Annotated in this window: 25 protein-coding genes; 10 read left to right on the top strand and 15 right to left on the bottom strand. The window is 64.6% G+C overall.

Annotated features, from left to right (window positions below):
• The first annotated feature begins 151 nt into the window (after positions 1-151).
• Positions 152-1,573: a DNA repair protein RadA gene (radA, locus tag X566_RS18260; RefSeq protein ID WP_034472326.1), complete on the top strand. Its 1,422-nt coding sequence runs from the start codon at positions 152-154 to the stop codon at positions 1,571-1,573.
• A gap of 50 nt (positions 1,574-1,623) precedes the next feature.
• On the opposite strand, the gene map is transcribed toward radA, so the two are convergent.
• The gene (map, locus tag X566_RS18255) at positions 1,624-2,409 is read right to left on the bottom strand and encodes a type I methionyl aminopeptidase (protein WP_034470277.1); all 786 of its coding nucleotides are present in this window, start codon (positions 2,407-2,409) and stop codon (positions 1,624-1,626) included.
• Positions 2,406-2,618, bottom strand: coding sequence for a ParD-like family protein (locus X566_RS18250; RefSeq protein ID WP_034470276.1), 213 nt, complete (start codon positions 2,616-2,618; stop codon positions 2,406-2,408). The genes map and X566_RS18250 overlap by 4 nt, the downstream gene beginning before the upstream one ends.
• 454 nt (positions 2,619-3,072) lie before the next feature.
• On the opposite strand from X566_RS18250, the gene X566_RS18245 reads away from it, so the two are divergent.
• From X566_RS18245 to X566_RS18225, 5 genes are all read left to right on the top strand, one after another.
• The gene (locus tag X566_RS18245) at positions 3,073-3,720 is read left to right on the top strand and encodes a CvpA family protein (protein ID WP_034470275.1); all 648 of its coding nucleotides are present in this window, start codon (positions 3,073-3,075) and stop codon (positions 3,718-3,720) included.
• An 85-nt stretch (positions 3,721-3,805) separates the two neighbouring features.
• Positions 3,806-5,311 carry an amidophosphoribosyltransferase gene (purF, locus tag X566_RS18240; RefSeq protein WP_034470274.1) on the top strand — a complete coding sequence of 502 codons (1,506 nt, stop codon included), beginning with the start codon at positions 3,806-3,808 and terminating at the stop codon, positions 5,309-5,311.
• 60 nt (positions 5,312-5,371) lie between these two features.
• A complete protein-coding gene (locus tag X566_RS18235) occupies positions 5,372-5,890 on the top strand; it encodes a YcxB family protein (protein WP_034470273.1) in 519 nt (172 codons plus the stop codon).
• A gap of 248 nt (positions 5,891-6,138) precedes the next feature.
• Positions 6,139-6,879 carry an SDR family NAD(P)-dependent oxidoreductase gene (locus X566_RS18230; protein WP_034470272.1) on the top strand — a complete coding sequence of 247 codons (741 nt, stop codon included), beginning with the start codon at positions 6,139-6,141 and terminating at the stop codon, positions 6,877-6,879.
• Between the two features lie 147 nt (positions 6,880-7,026).
• Entirely contained in the window at positions 7,027-7,521 is a 495-nt protein-coding gene (locus tag X566_RS18225) for a hypothetical protein (RefSeq protein ID WP_034470270.1), read from the top strand.
• A gap of 33 nt (positions 7,522-7,554) precedes the next feature.
• On the opposite strand, the gene X566_RS18220 is transcribed toward X566_RS18225, so the two are convergent.
• The 5 genes from X566_RS18220 to X566_RS18200 form a co-directional block, all read right to left on the bottom strand.
• Positions 7,555-8,823 (bottom strand): TCR/Tet family MFS transporter, encoded by a 1,269-nt coding sequence (locus tag X566_RS18220; RefSeq protein WP_034470259.1) that lies wholly within the window; start codon positions 8,821-8,823, stop codon positions 7,555-7,557.
• Entirely contained in the window at positions 8,820-10,196 is a 1,377-nt protein-coding gene (gene der / locus X566_RS18215) for a ribosome biogenesis GTPase Der (RefSeq protein WP_034470242.1), read from the bottom strand. The genes X566_RS18220 and der overlap by 4 nt, the downstream gene beginning before the upstream one ends.
• Before the next feature lie 179 nt (positions 10,197-10,375).
• Complete coding sequence (locus X566_RS18210) at positions 10,376-10,834, bottom strand: hypothetical protein (RefSeq protein ID WP_034470225.1); 459 nt, start codon at positions 10,832-10,834, stop codon at positions 10,376-10,378.
• Positions 10,835-10,836: 2 nt separating this feature from the next.
• Positions 10,837-11,490, bottom strand: a complete 654-nt coding sequence (locus X566_RS18205; RefSeq protein WP_034470217.1) for a tetratricopeptide repeat protein — start codon at positions 11,488-11,490, stop codon at positions 10,837-10,839.
• Between the two features lie 238 nt (positions 11,491-11,728).
• Positions 11,729-12,409 (bottom strand): cupin domain-containing protein, encoded by a 681-nt coding sequence (locus X566_RS18200; RefSeq protein WP_051444327.1) that lies wholly within the window; start codon positions 12,407-12,409, stop codon positions 11,729-11,731.
• Positions 12,410-12,787: 378 nt separating this feature from the next.
• Between X566_RS18200 and X566_RS18195 the strand changes: the two genes are divergently transcribed.
• Positions 12,788-13,216, top strand: coding sequence for a hypothetical protein (locus X566_RS18195; protein WP_034470203.1), 429 nt, complete (start codon positions 12,788-12,790; stop codon positions 13,214-13,216).
• A gap of 105 nt (positions 13,217-13,321) precedes the next feature.
• Here X566_RS18195 and panB read toward each other — a convergent pair whose 3' ends face one another.
• On the bottom strand, positions 13,322-14,164 hold the full coding sequence (gene panB, locus X566_RS18190) for a 3-methyl-2-oxobutanoate hydroxymethyltransferase (RefSeq protein WP_034470201.1): 843 nt from the start codon (positions 14,162-14,164) through the stop codon (positions 13,322-13,324).
• 3 nt (positions 14,165-14,167) lie between these two features.
• Positions 14,168-14,752 (bottom strand): NnrU family protein, encoded by a 585-nt coding sequence (locus X566_RS18185; protein ID WP_034470199.1) that lies wholly within the window; start codon positions 14,750-14,752, stop codon positions 14,168-14,170.
• A 490-nt stretch (positions 14,753-15,242) separates the two neighbouring features.
• On the opposite strand from X566_RS18185, the gene X566_RS18180 reads away from it, so the two are divergent.
• Both X566_RS18180 and X566_RS18175 read left to right on the top strand, forming a co-directional pair.
• On the top strand, positions 15,243-16,253 hold the full coding sequence (locus X566_RS18180; RefSeq protein ID WP_034470194.1) for a tripartite tricarboxylate transporter substrate binding protein: 1,011 nt from the start codon (positions 15,243-15,245) through the stop codon (positions 16,251-16,253).
• Between the two features lies 1 nt (position 16,254).
• Positions 16,255-16,710 carry an SRPBCC family protein gene (locus X566_RS18175; protein WP_034470193.1) on the top strand — a complete coding sequence of 152 codons (456 nt, stop codon included), beginning with the start codon at positions 16,255-16,257 and terminating at the stop codon, positions 16,708-16,710.
• Between the two features lie 97 nt (positions 16,711-16,807).
• Here the strand turns inward: X566_RS18175 and X566_RS18170 are convergent, their stop codons facing one another.
• Positions 16,808-17,365 carry a hypothetical protein gene (locus X566_RS18170; protein WP_051444326.1) on the bottom strand — a complete coding sequence of 186 codons (558 nt, stop codon included), beginning with the start codon at positions 17,363-17,365 and terminating at the stop codon, positions 16,808-16,810.
• A gap of 65 nt (positions 17,366-17,430) precedes the next feature.
• A complete protein-coding gene (locus X566_RS18165) occupies positions 17,431-19,065 on the bottom strand; it encodes a peptide chain release factor 3 (protein WP_051444325.1) in 1,635 nt (544 codons plus the stop codon).
• A gap of 260 nt (positions 19,066-19,325) precedes the next feature.
• Here X566_RS18165 and sugE point away from each other — a divergent pair, with 260 nt between their 5' ends.
• A complete protein-coding gene (sugE, locus tag X566_RS18160; protein WP_034472315.1) occupies positions 19,326-19,640 on the top strand; it encodes a quaternary ammonium compound efflux SMR transporter SugE in 315 nt (104 codons plus the stop codon).
• Between the two features lie 27 nt (positions 19,641-19,667).
• Here sugE and X566_RS18155 read toward each other — a convergent pair whose 3' ends face one another.
• The 4 genes from X566_RS18155 to X566_RS18140 form a co-directional block, all read right to left on the bottom strand.
• Positions 19,668-20,672, bottom strand: coding sequence for an inorganic phosphate transporter (locus tag X566_RS18155; RefSeq protein WP_034470190.1), 1,005 nt, complete (start codon positions 20,670-20,672; stop codon positions 19,668-19,670).
• Positions 20,673-20,774: 102 nt separating this feature from the next.
• Positions 20,775-21,419, bottom strand: coding sequence for a DUF47 domain-containing protein (locus tag X566_RS18150; RefSeq protein ID WP_034472312.1), 645 nt, complete (start codon positions 21,417-21,419; stop codon positions 20,775-20,777).
• A 146-nt stretch (positions 21,420-21,565) separates the two neighbouring features.
• The gene (locus X566_RS18145; protein WP_034470188.1) at positions 21,566-22,537 is read right to left on the bottom strand and encodes a branched-chain amino acid ABC transporter permease; all 972 of its coding nucleotides are present in this window, start codon (positions 22,535-22,537) and stop codon (positions 21,566-21,568) included.
• Between the two features lie 3 nt (positions 22,538-22,540).
• Positions 22,541-23,416, bottom strand: coding sequence for a branched-chain amino acid ABC transporter permease (locus X566_RS18140; RefSeq protein ID WP_034470186.1), 876 nt, complete (start codon positions 23,414-23,416; stop codon positions 22,541-22,543).
• Between the last annotated feature and the right edge of the window lie 11 nt (positions 23,417-23,427).

The raw sequence follows: 23,427 nt of genomic DNA, 5'->3' as shown, positions 1-23,427 counted from the left end.
GCAGGTTGCTGAAGTTGCAAAATTATCCATCAACATCAAATCGTTGCACGCAACCTTGCAGGTTCAGCGCCAGCGTGCGGCATGCTATGCCTGCACGCATCAGATCGATTCCCGTTGCGGCCGGCCGCGTTCGCCGCCCATTCCGGACACCATGGCCAAGAACACGCTCTCCTTCGTCTGCCAGAACTGCGGCGCCGCCTATAACCGCTGGCAGGGCAAGTGCGAGTCCTGCGGCGAGTGGAATACGCTCGCCGAGGAGGACGTGAGCGGCAACGCCTCGGTGCCGCTCAGCGTGCGCGCCAAGCGCAAGGGGCGGCTGTTCAACCTTGAATCGCTGACCGGCGAGAGCCGGGACGCGCCGCGTATCATCTCCGGCATGAGCGAGCTCGATCGCGTCACCGGCGGCGGGTTTGTGCGCGGCTCCGTCATCCTGCTCGGCGGCGATCCCGGCATTGGCAAGTCGACATTGCTGACGCAGGCCGCCAGCATGCTGGCGAAAGCCAAGCATCGCGCGGTTTACATTTCAGGTGAAGAAGCGGTCGCCCAGGTCCGGCTGCGCGCCGAGCGGCTGGGGCTGGCGACAGCGCCAGTGCAGCTCGCGTCTGAGACTTCGGTTGAAGACATCATCGCAACCCTATCGGAGGGCACCCCGCCCCGCCTGGTCATCATCGATTCCATCCAGACCATGTGGACCGACACCGTGGAGTCCGCGCCCGGCACGGTGACGCAGGTGCGTGCCTCGGCGCAGGCGCTCATTCGTTTCGCCAAGAAGTCCGGCACCGCCCTCATTCTCGTCGGCCACGTCACCAAGGACGGGCAGATCGCCGGGCCCCGTGTGGTCGAGCACATGGTGGACGCCGTGCTGTCGTTCGAGGGCGAAGGCAGCCAGCAGTTCCGTATCCTGCGCGCGGTGAAGAACCGGTTCGGGCCGACCGACGAGATCGGCGTGTTCGAGATGACCGGCTTGGGCCTGCGCGAGGTGACCAATCCATCCGAACTGTTCCTGTCCGAGCGCGACCTTGGCACGCCGGGCACCGCCGTCTTCGCCGGCGTCGAGGGCACGCGGCCGGTGCTGGTGGAGTTGCAGGCGCTGGTGGCGCCGACCTCGCTCGGTACCCCGCGCCGCGCTGTGGTCGGCTGGGACCCGAGCCGGCTGTCGATGGTGCTGGCGGTGCTGGAGGCCCATTGCGGCATCAAACTGTCGGGTCATGACGTCTATCTCAATGTCGCCGGCGGTCTGCGCATCCAGGAGCCGGCCGCCGACCTCGCTGCCGCCGCCGCCCTGGTCTCCTCGCTCGCCAATGCGCCGCTGCCGGTGGATGCGGTCTATTTCGGCGAGATCTCGCTTTCCGGCGCGGTCCGGCCGGTGGCGCAAACCTCGGCGCGGCTGAAGGAGGCGACGAAGCTCGGCTTCGCCCGCGCGATCCTGCCTGAAAGCAGCTCAGCCGACAGCTCAGGCACCACCCTCGCCCTGCATCCGTCCAGTTCGCTGGTCGGCGTGGTGTCGGAGATCGCCGCCCGCGGCAAACGGCGCGGGCCTGCGCCCCCGCCACAAAACCGCGACGACGGCTAATCTCCACTCAGGACGCTTCGGGCCGGGACTGAACACTAAAACCCACGCGCCTATCGGGGCGAGCGGCGGCGCTGCGGCCGCGCTTCGTCCGGACGCAACGTCAACACGCGCACGCCGTCCCGCGTCACCGCAACCGTGTGCTCGAACTGCGCGGAGAGCTTGCCGTCCGCTGTGACGACGGTCCATCCGTCGTCCTCGGTGCGCACCGAGCTGCGCCCCTGGTTCAGCATCGGCTCGATCGTGAAGACCATGCCCTCGCGTAGCGTCAGACCCGTCCCCGGCTTGCCGAAATGCAGCACCTGCGGGTCTTCGTGCATCTGGCGGCCGATGCCATGGCCGCAATAGTCGCGCACGATCGAATAGCCGTTCTGCTTGGCGTGGCGTTCGATGGCGTAGCCGATATCGCCGAGCGTTGCGCCCGGCTGGACGCTGCGGATGCCCTTCCACATCGCCTCGTAGGCGGTGCGAACGAGTCGCTTGGCCGCAGGCGTCACATCGCCAATGAGAAACGTCTTGCTGGAGTCCGCGATGTAACCCTGCTTCTCCAGCGTGATGTCGAAATTGACGATATCGCCGTCCTGCAGAACCTCGTCCTTCGACGGCACGCCGTGGCAGACGACTGCGTTGCGCGAACTGTTCAGCACGAAGCCATAGCCATACTGGCCCTTGCTGGCGGGCCGCGCGCCGAGCTGACCGACGATGAAATCCTCGACAAGATCGTTGACCTGCAGGGTGCTCAATCCTGCGAGCGGCTGCGCATCCAGATGCGCGAACACCGACGCGAGCAGACGCCCGGCCTCCGCCAGCAGCTCGACTTCGGCCGGCGTCTTCGTCATGGGGCCGCCGCAGCAAGATCGCGGGCATCGACACCCGCCGCCTTCAGCTCGCGCGCCACAAGCTCCTGGAAGGTGAGGCCCGGATTCAGCTCGCAAAGCATGCCGATCTTGATCCAGAACGCCGCCTGGGCGTTGATCGATCGAAAGGACGCCTTGCTCGCCCGGCGCAGCTGCTCGTGCAGCTCATCCTCGATGTTGACGATACCCATTAAAAATAACCCCGAATGTATGATTCATATACGATCTATATATTTAGAGACGGAGCGGAGCAAGCGAACCGCAAGAGGGCCGAGGTGCGCGCTGGATGAATGGCCTTGTGATGGCCACGAGTCCAAAGCCATGCGGCTCGCGACGGACCGCAACCAGCCGAAGGCCAGCTCGGTCCGCGCTTGTTGCTGCAGTGTGTCCGCGCGATCACGGCGCGCCAGGAAAATCGCCGGAAAGGACAGCAATCACCGCTATTTGCGCCGAAACGGGTGACGTGTCGGACACTGCCAGCTATACCCCGGCATGCGCAGGGCTCCCGCATACCGGACGTTAATGCTCTGGAACCATGGTGGACGGCCTTGCGGGAAGCGAAATTGCATCGTCACTAAGAGGCGCACGCTTCGCAGCGATTCGCCCGACCTGACGACAGGATCGATACGACGGACCGACCACACGATGCCTATTACCCTCCTCGATATCATCGTGCTGGCCGTGATGCTGCTGTCGGGCCTGCTGGCAATGATCCGCGGCTTCATGCGGGAAATCCTGTCGATTGCCGCCTGGGCCGCCGCCGCCGTTACCACCCTCTACGCCTTCCCGCGCCTGCTGCCTCAGGCCAAGGCCTACTTCAACAACGACACCGTCGCCGCCATCGCCGTGATCGCCGGCGTGTTCATCGGGACCTTGGTCGTCGCCACCATTATCACCTCGCGCATCTCCGACATGGTGCTGGATTCCCGCATCGGCGCGCTCGATCGGACCCTCGGCTTCCTGTTCGGCCTTGGTCGCGGGCTTTTGATCGTGGTCGTCGCTTTCATGTTCTTTGCCTGGCTGGTTCCTGATAAGCAGCAGCCGGACTGGGTGCGCTCGGCAAAGTCGCTTAGCGTGTTGCAATCGACCGGAAATTGGCTGATGACCCTGTTGCCGGACGACCCCGAGACCACCATCTTAAAGAGACTGAAGCGCGACAAGGACGAGCAGACCGACGCAACGCCGGAGCGGCCCGCCAATGCGGCCGTGGCGAGTGACGCGGGCGGCTATTCCAAGAACCAGCGCGAAGGCCTTCGCCAGTTGATCGAAGGCAGATCGATGACGGGGCGCTGAGCCAGGCCACCGGGCGGGAACTCAGGCTCAGACGGCAAACGATGCGTACGGGGCGTTCTGGTCCCCTAACCGAGCGAGAGGCGTGATGGACAGGACCCACAAGGCTTCCGGCGATACTGCTATTGCCGATCACCTCGACCTCGACATCGATGGAAACGGCGACCGGTTACGCGAGGAGTGCGGCGTGTTCGGCATCTTCGGCCACCCGGACGCCGCAGCGATCACCGCCCTCGGCCTGCACGCCCTGCAGCACCGCGGCCAGGAGGCCGCTGGCATCGTCTCCTTCGACGGTAAGCGGTTCCACTCGGAGCGCCGCCTCGGCCTGGTCGGCGACACCTTCTCCCGCCGCGACGTGATCGACCATCTGCCCGGCTCCAGCGCCGTGGGCCACGTCCGCTATTCCACCACCGGCGAAACCATCCTGCGCAACGTGCAACCGCTGTTCGCCGAATTGAACGCCGGCGGCTTCGCCGTCGGCCACAACGGCAATCTCACCAATGGCCTGACGCTGCGCCGCGAACTGGTGCGCAACGGCGCGATGATGCAGTCCACCACCGATACTGAGGTGATCCTGCACCTGGTCGCCCAGTCAAAGCGCAACCGCTTCATCGAGCGCTTCATCGACGCGCTGCGCACGATCGAGGGTGCCTACTCGCTGGTGGCGCTCACCAACAAGAAGCTGATCGGTGCACGCGATCCGCTCGGCATCCGTCCGCTGGTGCTCGGCGAACTCGACGGCTGTCCGATCCTGGCGTCTGAGACCTGCGCGCTCGACATCATCGGCGCGAAGTACATCCGCGATATCGAGAACGGCGAGGTCGTCGTGTTCGACGAGAACGGCGCGCACAGTCACAAGCCATTCCCACCGATGGACCCGCGTCCCTGCATCTTCGAGTACATCTACTTCTCGCGTCCCGACTCCGTCGTCGGCGGCCGCCCGGTCTACGATATCCGTAAGGCCATGGGCGCCGAACTCGCGCGCGAGAGCCACGTTCCCTCCGACGTGGTCGTGCCGGTGCCGGACTCCGGCGTGCCCGCAGCGGTCGGCTACAGCCAGACCTCGGGTGTGCCGTTCGAGCTCGGCATCATCCGCAACCACTATGTCGGCCGCACCTTCATCCAGCCGACCCAGAGCGTGCGCGAGCTCGGCGTCCGCATGAAGCATTCGGCCAATCGCGCCGCGATCGCAGGCAAGCGCATCATCCTGATCGACGACAGCCTGGTGCGCGGCACCACCTCGCGCAAGATCGTCAAGATGATGCGCGACGCCGGCGCCAAGGAAGTGCACTTCCGCCTCGCCTCGCCGCCGATCACCCACCCCGATTACTACGGCATCGACACGCCGGACCGCGACGGGCTGCTTGCCGCCCGCCACAACCTTGAGGAGATGCGGCAGCTGATCGGCGCCGATACGCTGGCTTTCCTCTCGGTGGACGGCATCTACCGCGCGATGGGCGAACCGGGCCGTGATCCGGCGCGGCCGAAGTTCACCGACCACTGCTTCACCGGTGACTATCCGACCCCGCTCACCGACCAGACCCAGACCGAGCCGCAGCCTCGGCAGCTTTCGCTACTGGCGGAAGCAAGCTGACAAGCGGGGCGCAAATCGTCCCGCTATCCCGTGAACCGCGCTTCGACAAGGCGATGATCCGTGACCGATCGCTCGATCACCATCGCGCTCACCGCCGACGACTACGCCACCGCCAACAAGCTGTTCGTGCTGAACTCGCTCCGCAGCCCTGCGGCGGTCGTCGGATGGGTGCTGTTCGCGTTGGCCGGGGTGATTTTCCTCGGGCTCTCGCTCGGCGAGCACAGACCTCAGGACAAAGCGGTTTACGGCGGCGTCGCGGCCTCGTGCCTGGTGCTGCTCGTCGCACTACCGCTGCTCAATTACTTCGTTCTCGCTCCGCTCTATGCACGCAGGACCTACGCCAAGCAGAAAACGCTGCACTATCCCATCATCTTCAGCTGGTCCGAGGCTGGACTGAAGACTGAAAACGAGAATGGCAGCTGGACGGTGGCCTGGACCGACTACCTGAAGTGGTCCGAGAATAGCCAGGTGATCCTGCTGTACCAGGCGCCGCGTCTGTTCCAGATGCTGCCGAAACGCGTGCTCACGGTTGAGCAGCAGGCGGATATCCGCCGTTGCGCCGTTTCGGTCCGCCGCTGAGCCGAGATCGGGACCGGCGACAATCCGGGCTTGACCTGTCCCCCTCCTCATGGTGAGGAGCGATCCAGCCACGACTTGTCGTCCCCGCGAGGGCGGGGACCCAGTAATCCGGGACGTCACCGATCGCTTCGAAGCGCACGGCGTACTGGATGCCCGCCTCGCGGGCATGACGATGTGGTTGGACACCAAACCACTCTCTGTTTTTCCCAAGTCTGGGAAAGCAGCCGGAAGATTTCAGGCCACCAACCATGACCCAACCCCTCGCCTCCCGTATCGCCCTCGTCACCGGCGCCTCGCGCGGCATCGGCTATGCCACAGCGCTCGCGCTTGCGCAGGCGGGAGCCCATGTGATCGCGGTGGCGCGTACGGTCGGCGGACTGGAGGAGCTGGACGACGCGATCAAGGCGATCGGCGGCAGCGCAACGCTGGTGCCGCTCGATCTCACCGACTTCGACGGTGTCGCCCGGCTCGGCGCCGCCCTGCACGAGCGTCATGGCAAGCTCGACGTGCTGGTCGGCAACGCGGCAACGCTCGGCCCGGTCTCGCCGCTCGGCCATATCGACATGAAGTCCTGGACCGACGCTATGGCGATCAACGTCAACGCCAACTTCCAACTCGTGCGTTGCATGGAACCGCTGCTGAAGCCGTCCGACGCCGGACGCGCCGTGTTCATCTCGTCCAGCGCCGCCAGCAAGGCCGGCGCCTATATGGGGCCATACGTCGCCTCGAAGGCGGCGCTTGAAGGATTGGTCCGCGTCTGGGCCAACGAGACCGCCAGCTCCGCTCTGCGCGTGAACCTGTTCAATCCGGGGCCGATCCGTACCCGCATGCGCGCGATCCTGATGCCGGGCGAAGACCCGCTCACCCTCGACACGCCCGAGCAGGTGGCGCAGGCGATCGTACCCTTATGCCTGCCGTCCTGGACCGAGACCGGCAAGCTCCACGATTACAAGGCCGGGCGGACATTGAGCTTCCAGGCTCCGGCTTAACGCCGGACATCGCGCTCTCAGATTGCTGGCAGGTTCCCGAAACCCAGCGTATGGTTCCACCGTCCGCCAGCGGACAGTGCCCGACGGTGCGCGTCCGCGGCGACCGGCCTTCCGCAAGGCCGACCGTATCTGTTTGGGAGCCATCGCATGATCCTCGGAATGGACGTCCTCACCTTCGTTCACACGCTGCTCAGCCTGATCGGCATCGTCGCCGGTTTCGTGGTGCTGGCGGGCTTCTTCGACAGCACGCGGCGCGAGAGCTGGACCGCATTGTTCCTGATCACCACCATCGCCACCAGTGTCACCGGCTTCGCCTTTCCGTTCACCAAGCTGCTGCCGTCACATATCGTCGGCCTGATCTCGCTGGCCGTGCTCGCCTGTGCCTGCGCCGCGCGTTACGGTTTCCGCATGCAGGGCGCATGGCGCTGGATCTACGTCGTCAGCGCGCTCGCAGCGCTTTATCTCAACGTGTTCGTGCTGGTGGCGCAGGCGTTCGCGAAGGTGCACGCATTGAAGGCGTTGGCGCCAACCCAGTCGGAGCCGCCGTTCCTGATCGCGCAGACGATCGTACTGGCGTTGTTTGTCTATCTCGGCACGCGCGCCGCCATGCGCTACCGCCCGCCGACGATGCTGGCCGCCTGAAGGCTTCGCTCATCTGATGCCGCTGATGCTGTGCTAGCTGCGCGGCAGCCATGTCATTACCTGCATCGCGATCGCGAGTGTTACGAGCATCAAGAGCGCCGCAAGATAGAACGGCGCCCCGGGCAGATCGTGCCCGTGAGCGATGAAGGTGGCGAAAGTCAACGTGAACAGGCCCGGCCCCAGCAATTGCGCGACGCTCTGCACACTGCTGTTCGCGCCCTGCAACTGTCCCTGCTTCGTCGGATCGACGAGCCGCGTCATCAGCCCCTGCGTCGCAGGACTAGCAAGTCCCCATAACGCCAGCAGCGGAATGCCGAGCCAGGAGAGACGGCCGGTGGGAGCAACGGCGGTGACCAGGAAGCCGAGCATGCCGAACGTTAGTCCAATCAGCAGTGTGGTGCGTTCACCGAAGCGCTTGATCGCCGGCGCGATCGCTCCGCCCTGCACGATCATCGAACACACGCCGACCAGCGCCAATGTCAAGCCGACAGTCTTCTCGTCCCAGCCATAGCGATAGCTCGCATAGATGACGTAGGTGCTTGGCAGCACGACATGCGCAAGCTGGCCGATGAAGTTCACCGCCGACAGGCCGACCAGCGCGCGTTGCGACGCCAGCAGGCGTAACGCGCCGACCGGATTTGCGCTGCGCCAACGAAACGGCGCGCGGCGCTCCGGCGGCAGCGACTCCGGCAACACGAACAGGCCGTATAGCGCGTTGGCAAAGCTCAACCCCGCCGCAACCCAGAACGGCAGGCGCGGGTCCATGCCGCCAAGCAATCCGCCGATCGCGGGGCCAAGAATGAAGCCCGCCCCGAACGCTGCGCCGATCAAGCCGAATGCTTGCGGGCGCTTTTCAGGAGCGGTGACGTCGGCAATGTAGGCGAAGGCGGTCGACACGCTTGCCGAGGTGATGCCGGAGATCACCCGGCCAACGAACAGCCACACCAGCGTCGGCGCCCAGGCCATCAGCACATAGTCGAGCGCGAGGCCGAAGTTCGACATCAGCACCACCGGCCGGCGACCGAAGCGATCCGACATTGCGCCGAGCACCGGCGCGAAGAAGAACTGCATCAGCGCCCAGGCCGTACCGAAAAGACCGAGATAGCGCGCAGCCGTCGCCGTATCGTGACCGACGAAACTTTCGACCAGCTTCGGCAGCACCGGCATGATGACGCCGAGCGCCAGCATATCGAGCAGCACGGTGACGAAGATGAAGGCGAATGCCGCGCGGCCGTGCCGAGAAGTCTGCGCTTGCCCGTCCGGCGCCGCTTCCTCCGCCTCGCTTTGGACCACACCGCTCATCGCATCTTCTTGCGCTTGTGCTCGAACGGGTTGGCCTTCTCGCGCAGGATGATGCGAACCGGCGTGCCCGGCATGTCGAACGCCTCGCGCAGGCTGTTGACGAGGTAGCGCTTGTAGCTGTCCGGCACCGCGTCCGCGCGCGAGCAGAACAGCACGAAACTCGGCGGCCGCGCCTTCGGCTGAGTGATGTAGTTCAGCTTCAGGCGGCGGCCAGACACCGCAGGCGGCGGGTTTGCGTTGATCGCATGCTCGAACCAGCGGTTCAGCGCACTGGTCGGTGCGCGCTTGTTCCAGACCGCATAGGCCTCCTGCACCGCCTTCATCAGCCGGTCGAGCCCCTCACCGCTGATGCCGGACACGGCGACCAGCGGCACACCGCGCACCTGCGGCAGGAACCGCTCGGCATCTTCGCGCAGCGTTGCGATCTCGCCGCCCTTGCGCTCCACCAGATCCCACTTGTTGACAGCGATCACCAACGCCCGCCCTTCGCGCTCGACCAGATCGGCGATGCGCAGATCCTGCTCCTCGAACCGGTTCTGCGAATCCATCAGCAGTACCACCACTTCGGCGAAGCGAATGGCGCGCAAGGTGTCGGCGACCGACAGCTTCTCCAGCTTCTCCTCGATGCGCGAGCGGCGGCGCAAACCGGCAGTGTCGAACACGCGGAAGTCGCGGCCCTGGCGCTGCACATCGACGGCGATCGAGTCGCGGGTGGTCCCGGCCTCCGGGCTCGTCAGCAGGCGTTCTTCGCCGAGCAACTGGTTGATCAGCGTGGACTTGCCGGCATTGGGGCGGCCGACGATGGCGACGCGGATCGGTCGCGTAGCCTCGTCGCCCGCTTCCGGCGCCCCATCCGCCTCGTCGCCCTCATCGACCGGCTCCGGCATCAGCGCCGCGAGTGCGTCATACAGATCGCTCAGGCCTTCGCCATGTTCGGCGGAGATCGGCACCGGGTCGCCGAGCCCGAGCGCGAACGCTTCCGCCGTGCCCGCCTCGCCGTGCTTGCCCTCGCTCTTGTTGGCGATCAGCACCACCGGCTTGTCGGCCTTGCGCGCGAGGTCGGCGAACATCTTGTCCTGTGGCGTCACGCCGGCACGGGCATCGACGATGAACATCAGCGCGTCGGCATCGGCGATTGCCTTGGCGGTCTGCGCGCGCATGCGCTGGGTCAGCGATCCCTTGGCTCCCTCGTCGAGCCCTGCGGTGTCGATGATGGTGAAGCGCAGGTCGCCGAGTCTGGCGTCGCCTTCGCGGCGATCGCGCGTCACGCCGGGTTGGTCATCGACCAGCGCCAGCTTCTGTCCGACCAGACGGTTGAACAGCGTCGACTTGCCGACGTTCGGACGCCCGATCAATGCAATCGTGAAGGCCATCTGCCGCACTACCCAATGACTCCGCCTCATCGTGAGGAGGCCGCAACGCGGCCGTCTCGAACGATGGCGGCCGGCTGCTCTATGACTTGTCTATGACCTGAAATCTTTAGCGTGGCCACATGCTTCGAGGCGGTCCTGCGGACCTCCTCAGCATGAAGGTCGAGACGCAACGATACAGTTCAGCGTGGCAGCGGCGCCGGGAACGACGACGGGCTCTGCGGTTGTTCGCCGACATTGACGTCGTCGGGAGCGATCTCGACCGGCGCTTCGCGGTGCTGCGCGGCGGGCCTGCTGCTGCGCTTGGCGGTGCGGGTGCGCTTGGCCGGAGGCGGATGCTGCTCGGCGGCGGGCGCTGGCGCCGGCTGCGCCTCGGTCGGCGGCGGCGCATTGCCGGCGAATGACGCCTCCGCCGCGTTCGCCTCGGGGCTGCCCTTGATCAGTTCCCGCGGCACGCCTTGCGCGAGGCCCGGTACGCCCTCCGGAAACACCGGCTTGCGCACGCCCGGCACCGGCTTCTTGGTGTCGAGGAAGTCCATCAGATCGGTCGGGTCCCACGATGGCGTGCTGCTGCAGCCGCCTAGCACGCCGACGAAAGCCAGCGTCACAGCCGTTGCGATCAGTCGGGACTTGGTCGTCATGCTCAGCCCTTCGCCACCGGCGGCAACAGCGCCTGCAGCGCCTCCATGCGCGAACGCAGCGTCTGCGGCGACTGCGCGTCCGTGGTGATCTGATCGACCCATTGCCGGGCCGCGGTCATGTCCTTGTTGCGCCAGGCCGACACTGCGAGCAGTTCGCGCGCGCTGTGGCGATAGGCGCGGTCAGCACCGGTCAACGGCTCCAGCCGCTGCTTGATCTCCGCATAAGGTGCGGTATCGACCAGCAGGCTTCCCGCGCGCAGCGCCGCAAGATCCTGCTCCATCTGACCGGCATTGCGGTCGGCGGCAACCTCGTCATAGAGCTTCACCGCGCCGGCGACGTCGCGGGTGCCGAGTTCGGCGGCCGCACGCAGTTTCGCTAAGGTACGGTAGCCTTGCGGCGCCTCGGCCGCGAGCTTCAGGAACGCGGCTTCCGCCTCCGCTCCCTTCTTCTGCTCGACGAGTTGGGCGGCAGCCTCGAACTGCGATCCCGCATCGGCGGCCTTCTTGCCCTCCCAATAGAGGTAGCCGCGCCAGCCGCCGACGCCAGCGACGATCAGAAACGCCACGGTGATGATCAGCGTGCCGTAACGCTCCCACAGCTTGCGAAGCTGTTCGCGGCGCACCTCTTCCTGGACTTCGTCAAATATCTCAGACACTTAAGATAAATCCATGCAACGCCGGGCGAGAAGTCCGGCGGATCTTGATCCAACAGCCAGCGTGCAGATTCCCTGCCCAACCGGAACGCGGTTACCCTACCGGTATGGCAAGGGCAAGGCAAAGCGTGTGGTTTCAAAGTGTTAACAGGTTCGCCTGATGCCGGACCGGGCTGGCATCAGACCGTGCACGAACTCGTTCAGGCGACACACGAAGCCGCTCGGTCGCCCGTGCCCGCCCTCAGCCGCGCTTGCCGCCGACCGAGACGAAGGCCATCAGGCAGGGCTCCGGCAGCGGATTGCGCCAGCGATGCCTGGTGCCGTTCTGCACGATGCAATCGCCCTGCTTCAGATGCACCATCTGTCCGTCGTCCAATTCCAGCGTCATCTCGCCGCGCACCACCACCCCATAATCGATGGTGTCCGACGTGTGCATGCCCGGCGCGCTGCGATCGAAGTAGTCGCCCATGCGCGGGACCTTGTCCGACATCTCCTGCAGGCCGCTTTCGAAGGTGACACCGGGCGGCGGCTTGTAGCCTTCGGGGCGTTTCGGCGGATAGGAGATCAATCGAAACATCGTTCCGCCGGGTCCGGGGAAGGCGATGGTGCCCTTGAGCATCGGGTCGGGCTCAAGACCGGTCAGCTGCGGCACCCCTTCGGTCCTGTAGAGCTCGTAGAAAGTCAGCCCCGGATTGGCGTCGATCTCGACCACCTTGGACGTCACGTCGAACGACTTGAACACCGACTTGCCGGCGTCGTTGCGGCCGGTCAGTGCCCGTTTCGGCGGCGGCAGATTGCTGGAGTCTTTTGCGCGGGTAGTGTCCGGCATCGCAGCCAGCGCAGTGCCGCCGACAAACGCGCTCAACGCCTGGAGGAGATGGCGCCGGTTGCCACCACCGGATCGTTGCACTGGCAGGTCCATGCCGTTCGATGCGTCGCGTGTGCCTCGTGACCATCGGCGCCAAAGGAGCCTGTGCCAAGCGAACCCCTGCCAAGCGAGCGCGCGCATCCGATATCCTTCCCTCAGTTGGCTTCGTTGCCCGTCCCTATCGTGTCTTGTCGTTGAAACCGCCGCGGCCGTACCGACGTGCATGCCGTTTGAGGTGCAAGGTGCGCTGAACGAGTCCGGCGCCGCAACTAGACCTTAGCTGCAGCGTGGCGCTCCATCGCATCCGACTAAAGCTCAATGGTGCGGAAACGAGCTGCGGGCGGATACTGCGGCCGGCCGCAGCCGAAAGGCCTTGGCCCGGATAAAACAATCCGGAAAGAGCAGTCCGGAACAACAAGCAAGGACGATCGCATGACGCGCGATGGCTTCGCCCTAGCAGCCACCATCATCCTGCTCGTGCCGATGTTTTACTTCGCGATGTCGTCGCTCACCTTTCTGCTGGTGAGGCTCGACGTCCCGACGGTCACGCGGCTGCTGCGTGGTCTGTTCAACGCCTATTTCCTGATCGTCGGCATTTCCGGCATCATCGGCACGATCGCCTTCACGGTGGATGGTCGCCCGGCGATCGCCGTCGCCTTCGGCTGCATCACCGCCTTCGCGGTGTGGGCACGCCGCTGGTTTCTGCAGCAGATGGACACCCAGATCAGTGCCAGGGATGCCGGCGACGGCCATGCGGTGCGCCGGCTGCGGTACCTGCATTGGGGCGGCATGGCATGCAATGCGGCCCAGCTTGCCGTCGTCCTCTACGCCATTCCTTACGTCACGATCACGCCGACATAGTCGGAGTTAGCAAACGGCGGCCCGTAGAAGACCTCAAGTCAAACGGGTCTGATCCAGACTTCCGGATCGGACCCGTTGTCGTTCTCGCGCGTAAAACGCGTTCATTCAGTCGTTCGAGGCGACGACCTTCGGCTTGATCATGCCATAGACGTGCTCCGGTCCCGGGAAGGCGCGGCTACGCACGTCCTTGGCGTAGGATTCGATCGCCTCCTGGATTGCCGGACCGAGATCGCCGTAGCGCTTGACGAATTTTGGCGTCCACGGCGACAGGCCCAGCATGTCCTCCAGCACCAGCACCTGCCCGTCGCAGGCCGAACTTGCGCCGATGCCGATGGTGGGCACGTCGATGCTGGCGGTGATCTTCTTGGCGAGCGGCTCGGCCACCGCCTCCACCACCATGGCGAACGCGCCGGCTTCCGCCACCGCCTTAGCGTCTTCCTCGATCGGCGCCCAGGCCGCTTCGCTGCGGCCCTGCGCTCGGAAGCTGCCGAGCGTGTTGATCGACTGCGGCGTCAGGCCGATATGGCCCATCACCGGGATGCCGCGCTGGGTCAGGAAGGCGATGGTCTCGGCCATGCGCTTGCCGCCCTCGAGCTTGACCGCGCCGCAATGGGTCTCCTTCAGGATTCGCGCGGCGGAGTGGAACGCCTGCTCCTTCGATGCTTCGTAAGAGCCGAACGGCATATCGACCACCACGAGAGCATGCTTGGAGCCGCGCATCACCGCGTGCCCCTGCAGGATCATCATGTCGAGCGTCACCGGCACGGTGGTCTCGAAGCCGTGCATGACGTTGCCGAGCGAGTCACCGACCAGGATGACGTCGCAATAGCGATCGACCAGGCTGGCGGTATGAGCGTGATACGACGTCAGCATCACGATCGGTTCGCCATTCTTGCGGGCGCGGATATCGGGTGCGGTGACACGCTTAACTGCGGTTTGCACGGACATGGCTCAGACTCCGACGACAGGAACGCCGATTACGGCGGGGTGGAACGCAAACACAAGGGCAGCATAGACGACGAGACCGACCACCACGGCCAGCACGTCGTTGCGGGCACCGCCGAACGGGATCGGCGGGCCGCCGTCATCCGCGCGCGACTTCAACGTGATGCGGTCGAACACCGCCCAGGCCAGGATCGAGCCGAACAGGATGATCGACCCAAGATCGCCGTTGGCGAGCAGATGCGCGAACGCCCACAGCTTCACCGCCGCGAGCATCGGATGTTTCAGAAAGCGCCAGATATGACCGCGCAGGTAGGCCGCGGCCAGGAAGACAGTCGCCGGCAGCATCAAGGCCAGCGCCAGATGGCGCATGCCGGTCGGCGGCTCCCAGACCGGGATCATGCCGGCGGCGCGGTACTTGGCAAAACCATAGATGATGAGGACGAGGCCGAGCGCCGACAGTACGCTGTAGCCGGCCTTGTAGCCGCTCTCACTGAGACGACCGATCAGCGCCGCGCGCAAGTCGCGCTGCGTGGTCACGGCATGCACGCCAAGAAAAATGGCGAGCCCGGCGATCATCACGATCAGCCCCACGATGTCCTCCGCACGCGATAGCGCCTATCGCAGCCTTGTCGCCCGCCCAATCGCCGCCGATATTGCCGGGTCGCATCCGCATCGCGGCATGCCCGGCCGGACCAGCAAATCTTTTCACCCGCTCGTGTCCCGAATTCGAAGTTCGCTTTACTTTGCAGCACGCTCAGAGCGAACTTCGGATTCGATAAGGACACCAGCAAATCTACGATTCTGGTGTCGTGGATCAGAAATTCGCACAATGGACGCCCGGAAACGATGGTGCGAATTTCTGATCCACGACACCAGCCGGCGCTGATATGGTTCGCGCCGGCCGCCCCGCAAGGGGCGAAACCGGTTATCATTTTTGGCCCTGCGCGTGCAATGCCGCAAAAGCACGCACGCAATGCCGAAACGCGGTGCGCTGCACTGCAATGCGCCTCATTGGAACGGCGTGACGGCTAAAAGCATGCGCGGCATCGCCGAGATGCCACAGAGAGGACGCTGACGCGAGATGAGACTGACAATCGCCCTGACTGCCGCCGCCGCGCTGGCTGCCATCACCACCGCCGCGCCGGCGCAGCAGGCGGAGAAGATCTTGCCAACCAGCCCTTCGCCAACCAGCACCTGGCCGACCAAGCCAGTGAAGCTGATCGTGCCGTTCGCGGCTGGCTCCTCGCCCGACATCATTGGCCGGCTGATCGCCGAGGATATCCAGAACCGCCATCCCGGCGTGCCGGTGATCGTCGATAACAAGGCGGGTGCCGGTGGGAACACTGGCACGGACGCAGTGGCCAAGGCCGCGCCGGACGGCACCACCATCGGCATCTCGCTCGGCGGGCCGCTCGCCATCAACGTCAACCTGTTCTCCAAGCTGCCCTACGATCCGGAGAAGGACCTCTCGCCGGTGACCATGCTCACCACGCTGCCGAGCGCGCTGGTGGTGCCCGCCTCACTCGGCGTCAGCACCGTGGCCGAGTTCGTCGCTCTCCTGAAGAAAGACCCATCGAAGATCGCCTACGGGTCGATCGGCGCCGGCTCGTTGTCGCACCTGACCATGGAAGCGATCGGTCTGAAGGCCGGCGCGAAGATGGTACATGTGCCGTTCGGCGGCTCGCCGCAGGCGATGACGGCACTGATCCGCGGCGACGTGCAGGTCGGCTGCCTGCCCGCGGTCGCGGTTGCGCCATTCATCGGCGAAGGCAACATCAAGGTGCTGGCGGTCTCCACTGCCAAGCGCTCGCCCTACCTGCCGGACGTGCCGACGCTGAAGGAAAGTGGGATCGACGTCGAGTCGGACGCATGGAACGCGCTGATCGCGCCGGGTGGCACGCCACCGGAACTAGTCGCGCAGATCAACGCCGAGGTGCGCAAAGCGCTCGACAATCCGTCGGTCAAGGAGAAGCTGCGCACGCAGCTGATCGATCCTGCCCCCTCCACGCCGGAAGAACTCCGCGCCCGCATCGCCGCCGAGAAGAAGCTCTGGGGCGAGGTCATCAAAGCCGCTGACATCAAGGTGAACTGACATGAACGCCGCGCCTGCCACCTTCCCGTTCGAGCACAGGAACGACATCGTTATTGCCGCGCCTGCGGAAGCGATCTTCGATTACGTCACCAACCCGAAGTCGTGGCCGGAATGGCTGCCGTCGTCGCATGAGATCAGATGCGACAACCGGCCGATGCGGTTTGGCGACATCTTCCATGAGCACTGGAGCACCCGCTCCGGCCCGGTCAATCTCGACTGGGTGGTGATCGCCTGCGAGCGGCCGCGGCTGTGGATCGGCCTCACCTTCACGCCGTTCCTCGGGCTGATCGTCGTGCAGTACGATCTTGAAGCGGTGAACGGCGGCACCCGCTTCATCCGCACGGTGCGTAACCCGCAGCGACCAAAGGCCGTTTCCGCCGAGCAGCTTGCCAACTTCGACGCCGAGGCAAAACTCGGCTTGGGCAACATCAAGGCGAAGGTGGAAAAGACGACGTAGCGAGGCCACGCATACGAGTCCGGGCGCACCCACTGCCGTCATTCCGGGGCGCGAGCAACGGCGTCCGGCGCGAACAGCCGCGTTAAGACTGCGCGCCTTACGTATCCTTGCCGCTCTTGCTGGTCTGGCGGTCTTTGTCGCGATCGTCGATGACGCGGATGCTGATCGGCCGTCCGGCGATCGCTCCGCCGAGGCCCTTGCTCAGCGACAGCGGCGTGCAGTTTTGCAACGATTGCGCCAGAGCCTGACGATAGGTCTCGCGCGTGTCTTTCGACACATCGCGCGTCGCGTACGTTACCTGCGGCGTGCCCATCAGCTTGCCGTCGCGGTTCAAGGCAAACCGCATCGACATTTGCATGCCGCGATGGGCACTCTCGGCCGCCGGCGGTTTCCAGCAGGCGCGCAATGCGGCGAACAAGTCGCGCAGCGTGTCGAGATGGCCGTCGGGCGCTTTGGCATCGGCAGCAGCCGACGTTCCGAGCGTCAGCCGCAAGTCCTCGCCCAAACCATATTCGATATCCGGCACGCACGCGGCTTTGTCATGCGTGTCGCAAGCGCGTTGAGCATGCGCTTCGAGGGCAAGCACCATGATACCCGCCGCGGCAAGACCATAGGCAACGAAACCAGGAAGGATGAAACCAGGAGTGATCGGCATCGGCGCCTCCAGACGACGCAATGATGCCAAAGTTTACGCGGCCTCACGCCACGAGAAAAGGCGCGCTAACGGACCTTCCGCTTCACGTCCTTAACATTTGCGAAATCGATGCCCTCGGCGCGCTCACGCGTGTAGTCGAGATAGAACTGGTTCCGCGCCAGGAAAACCGGATCGCCATCAACATCATCGGCGACGCCGGAGCCATTGGCGGCAATGAAGGCATCGAGTTTTTTGCCGTCTTCGGCCGAGATCCAGCGCGCGAGCTGGAACTCGCTCTGTTCGAAATCGACCGGCAGGCCGTATTCGGCATCGAGCCGCGCCTTCAGCACGTCGAGCTGGAGCTGGCCGACGACACCAACCAGCGCAGGCGCGCCATCGCGCGGGCGGAACACCTGCACGACGCCCTCTTCCGACATCTGCTGCAGCGCTTCCTTCAGCTTCTTCGCCTTCATCGCGTCGGTCAGCCGCACGCGGCGCAGGATTTCTGGCGCAAAACTCGGAACGCCGACGAACACGATGTCCTCGCCCTCAGTCAGCGTGTCGCCGATGCGCAGCGTACCATGGTTCGGGATGCCGACCACGTCGCCGGCGAACGCTTCGTCGGCGACCGAGCGATCCTGGGCGAAGAAGAACTGCGGCGCCGACAGTGGCATCGGCTTGCCAGTGCGCACCAGCTTCGCCTTCATGCCGCGCGCAAGCTTGCCTGAGCACAGCCGCGCGAAGGCGATACGGTCGCGGTGGTTCGGGTCCATGTTCGCCTGGATCTTGAACACGAATGCCGTCATCTTCGGTTCGGCCGCCTCGATCCGGCGGACGTTGGAATCCTGGGCGCGCGGTGGCGGCGCGTGACGACCGAGACCTTCGAGCAGATCGCCGACGCCGAAATTGCGAAGCGCCGAGCCGAAGAACACCGGCGTCAGATGCCCCTCGCGAAAGGCCGCGAGGTCGAACGGCTTGCAGGCTTCCGAGACCAGTTCGAGTTCATCCTTGATCGCCTGCGCGTCGAGATTCGGATTTTTCGCGGCCAGGTCTTCGATGGCGATCTGCTGCGCAGCACCGGTCTTGGTGTCGGAGTCAAGCAGCCGTACGCCGCCGGTGGCGATGTCGTAAGTGCCGGCGAAATCGCGACCGCGGCCGATCGGCCATGTCACGGGCGCGGTGTCGAGGGCCAGCGTCTTCTCGATCTCGTCGAGCAGCTCGAACGGATCGCGGGTCTCGCGGTCCATCTTGTTGATGAAGGTGATGATCGGGATGTCGCGCAGGCGGCAGACCTCGAACAGCTTGCGCGTGCGCGCCTCGATGCCCTTGGCCGCGTCGATCACCATCACCGCGCTATCGACCGCGGTCAGCGTGCGGTAGGTGTCTTCCGAGAAGTCCTCGTGACCCGGCGTGTCGAGCAGGTTGAAGACCAGCCCGTCGAACTCGAACGTCATCACCGAGGTCACGACCGAGATGCCGCGCTCGCGCTCGATCTTCATCCAGTCGGAACGGGTGTTGCGCCGCTCGCCCTTGGCCTTCACCTGCCCCGCGAGATTGATGGCGCCGCCGAACAGCAGCAGCTTTTCCGTCAGCGTGGTCTTGCCCGCGTCCGGGTGCGAGATGATCGCGAAGGTGCGGCGACGCGCGACCTCGCCCGCCAGCGCGTTCGCGGACGGGGCGGCGTGGTCCTTCAGAATCTCAGGAGCGGTTGTGTCGCGCATGACGGCTGCCGTGTGACAGCAAAACGCGCCAGGATCAAGAGCCGCCCTGCGCATTCGCCGGAACAGGGTCGAATTTGCGGCGCCAGACCTTCACATTTGCTCACGTTTGCGCGGGTGCCCCTTCGATGCACTTGCATCCTTTCCAACGATCGCCATATTTCACGTCGCGGGGACGGCCTCGCCCGGATTCGCGTCATGCAGGGACGACCCTGCTATCAGCGAGCGTCATCATCGGGATGACGCCGCGGCAGGAGGTTGTCATGGCGTGGGCGATTTTGGTCGTTGCCGGTCTGTTGGAGATCGGCTGGGCGATCGGCCTGAAATACACCGATGGTTTCACCAAGCTGGTTCCCACCGTGCTCACGGTCGGCAGCATGACAGCAAGCGTTGCCTTGCTCGGCTTGGCGTTGAAGTGGCTGCCGGTCGGCACCGCCTACGCGGTATGGACCGGAATCGGCACAGTCGGCGTCGCCATTCTTGGTATCTTCCTATTCGGCGAGACCGCGAGCGCGCTGCGGCTGGGCTGCATCGCCTTGATCGTCATCGGCATCGCCGGATTGAAGGCGGTCGCCTAAGCCGGCGGCGGTCTCATCCGCACATCATCACTTCAACGCGGAAACGATCCAGTACGCGACGGCGGCGATCGCCGCCGACGCAGGGATCGTGATCACCCAGGCGGTGACGATCGAGCTGGCGATGTTCCAGCGCACGGCGGACACGCGGCGCGCCGCGCCGACGCCGACGATCGCGCCGGTGATGGTGTGCGTGGTCGAGACCGGGACGCCGAGTGCGGTGGCGGCGAACAACGTCGCCGCGCCACCGGTCTCGGCGCAGAAGCCCTGCATCGGCGTCAGCCGCGTGATGCGCGAACCCATCGTCTTGACGATGCGCCAGCCACCCATCAGCGTGCCAAGGCCCATCATCGCCTGACAGGTGATCACCACCCAGAACGGCACATAGAACGTATCGCCGAGGTGCCCCTGCGAGAACAGCAGCACCGCGATGATGCCCATCGTCTTCTGCGCGTCGTTGCCGCCATGGCCGAGCGAGTACAGCGAGGCCGAACCGAACTGCAGCACGCGGAAGGCACGATCGACCACGAACGGAGTCGAGCGCACCGACAGCCACGAGACGATCGCCACCAGAATCAGTGCCAGGAAGAAACCGACCAACGGTGACAGCACGATCGCCGCCAGCGTCTTGGTCAACCCGGTCCAGACCATCGCCGACAGTCCGGCCTTGGCGAAACCGCCACCGACCAGACCGCCGATCAGCGCGTGGGAACTCGACGACGGGATGCCGAGCCACCAGGTCAGCAAGTTCCAGACGATGGCCCCCATCAGCGCGGCAAAGATTACCTGCGGATCGACTATTCCCGGATCGATGATCCCGGTGCCGAGCGTCTCGGCGACGTGCAGGCCGAAAAACAGGAAGGCGATGAAGTTGAAGAACGCCGCCCAAGCGACCGCATATTGCGGCCGCAGCACGCGGGTCGAAACGATCGTCGCGATCGAGTTGGCCGCGTCATGCAGGCCGTTGAGGAAGTCGAAGATCAGCGCCACCGCGATCAGGGTGACGAGAATCGGAAAAGCAAGGTGAGCGTCCACAGCGCCGGTCCTCGATCACCGTCTCGCCTGGCGTACGCGAACCGCGCACGGCGCAAGCATGGCCTGCGCCCGGACCGGCGCGACGTGTACGGGACTCATGCCTCAGACCTGCTCGATCATGATGCTGTTGATCTCATTGGCAACGTCGTCGAACCGATCGGCCACTTTCTCCAGATGGTCGTAGATCTCGACGCCGACGATGAAATCCATCGCATTGGCGTGACGATGCTTCAGGAACAGCTCCTTCAGACCGATGTCGTGCAGGTCGTCGACGCGGCCTTCGAGCTTGGTCAGTTCCTCAGTGATCGCGGTGATGGTCGAGACGTTCTGACCGATCGATTCCAGCAGCGGCAGCGCGCGCACCACGAGGTTGGCACAATCGGCGATGATCGCCCCCATCTCGCGCATCGGCTGCTCGAACTCGGTGACCTCGAACAGCATCACCGCCTTGGCGGTCTGTTCCATCTGGTCAATGGCGTCGTCCATCGAGGTGATCAGGTTCTTGATATCGACGCGGTCGAACGGGGTGATGAAGGTGCGCCGGACCGCCGTCAGCACCTGGCGGGTGATGGCGTCGGCCTCGCTCTCGTGCTGGGTTACCAGTTGGCAGTACTTCTGAATTTCATCCCCGCCGCGCAGCATGCCCTGCAACGCCGCCGCGCCCGCGACCAGCGTCTGCGCATGCTGGTTGAACAGCTCGAAAAACCGCTCTTCACGCGGCAAAATGGCTCTAAACCAGCGCAAAATCATAACTTTTCCCCGATGCGCACGGCCGCGCCCGTCACAAATCTGTCATACAGCTGGCCGGGGAAAACAAGTCCGTTTGCGACATGGCAGCGTCCGTCATCCACCGCTTTGTGCAGAGCGGAAATAGCGTTGCCGGCACGCGCCGCTCAGAGTGAGCGACGGGTATAATGGGCGATCTCGCCGACGATGCCGCGGCGGAAGGCCAGCACGCAGACGACGAAAATCACGCCCTGGATCACCAGCACCCACTGACCGAAGGGCGCAAGGTACTGCTGCATCGCGATGATGATGAAGGCACCCACCACCGGGCCGAACACGGTACCGAGCCCGCCCAGCAACACCATCAGCACCACCTCGCCTGACATCGTCCAGTGCACGTCGGTCAGCGAGGCGTTCTGGGCGACGATCGCCTTGGTCGCGCCCGCCAGCCCCGATAGCGCGCCGGACAGGATAAAGGCCAGCAGCTTGTATTGGTCCGCTCGATAGCCGAGCGAGACCGCCCGCTGCTCATTCTCGCGGATCGACTTCAGCACCTCGCCGAACGGAGAATTGATCGCGCGATAGATGACGAGGAATCCGAACAGGAAAATCGCCAGCACCACATAGTAGAGCACCATCGCCTGCGACAGGTCGAGAAAACCGAGGAACTTCCCTTGCGGAATGCTCTGGATGCCGTCCTCGCCATGGGTAAACGCCGCCTGCACATAGATGAAGTACATGAGCTGCGACAGCGCCAGCGTGATCATCGCGAAGTAGATGCCCTGGCGGCGGATGGCGATGAAGCCTGTGACCACCGCGAGCACAGTTGAAGCTGCAGTACCGAGCAGAATAGCAATCTCCGGCGGAACGCCCCACACCTTCGCAGCGTGACCGCTGATGTATCCCGCGGTGCCGAGAAACATCGCATGGCCGAACGACAGCAGTCCGCCATAGCCGATCAGGAGGTTGAAGGCGCAGGCAAACAGCGCAAAGCATAGCGCCTGCATCACGAAGTAAGGATAGATGCCAGTCCATGGCAGCACAGCAAACAGCAGCGTCATGCCCGCAAGCGCGATCATCTGATCGGTGCCGGAGCGGGCGACGGCGCGCGGATCGGCGTTTTCGGTAATGCTAGTCATCTGTCAGGCCGCCCTGCCCGTGAGTCCCGTCGGCTTGATCAGCAACACCAGCACCATGAAGATGAAGACCACGGTGTTGGAAGCCTCCGGATAGAAATACTTGGTGAGCCCTTCGAGAATGCCGAGCATAAAGCCGGTCACGATCGAGCCCATGATCGAGCCCATGCCGCCGATCACGACCACGGCGAACACGACGATGATGAGGTCCGCGCCCATCAGCGGCCGCACCTGGTTGATCGGCGCCGACAGCACGCCGGCGAGCCCGGCCAGCGCGACGCCGAGGCCATAGGTCAGCGTGATCATCAGTGGCACGTTGATGCCGAACGCGCGCACCAGCGTCGGGTTTTCTGTCGCGGCGCGGAGATAGGCGCCAAGCCGCGTCTTCTCGATCAGGAACCAGGTGGCTAGGCATACGGCGAGCGAGAACACGACGACCCATGCGCGATAGGTCGGCAGGAACATGAAGCCGAGGTTGGTACCGCCCTTCAACAGATCGGGGATGTCGTATGGCAGACCGGAGGAGCCGAAATAGGCGAGGAAGATGCCCTGGATGATCAGCACCAGGCCAAACGTCAGCAGCAGACCATAAAGGTGGTCGAGCCCGCTCAGCCACTGCAGCATCGTGCGCTCGATGACGATGCCGACCAGGCCGACCGCAAGCGGCGCGAGGATCAGCGCCCACCAGTAGCCGATGCCGAAGATGTTCAGCAGGAAATAGGCACAGAACGCGCCGAGCATATAGAGCGCGCCATGGGCGAAATTGATGATGTTGAGCATGCCGAAGATGACGGCAAGGCCGAGACTAAGCAGCGCGTAGAACGAGCCGTTGATCAGACCGACCAAGAGCTGCGCCATCAGGGCCTGGGTGTTAATCGCCATATCAGAGCCGA

Source organism: Afipia sp. P52-10 (genome assembly GCF_000516555.1).
Classification (GTDB): domain Bacteria; phylum Pseudomonadota; class Alphaproteobacteria; order Rhizobiales; family Xanthobacteraceae; genus P52-10.
The sequence above is the reverse complement of the archived record's forward strand: the minus strand, read 5'-3'. Positions and strand labels throughout refer to the sequence as shown.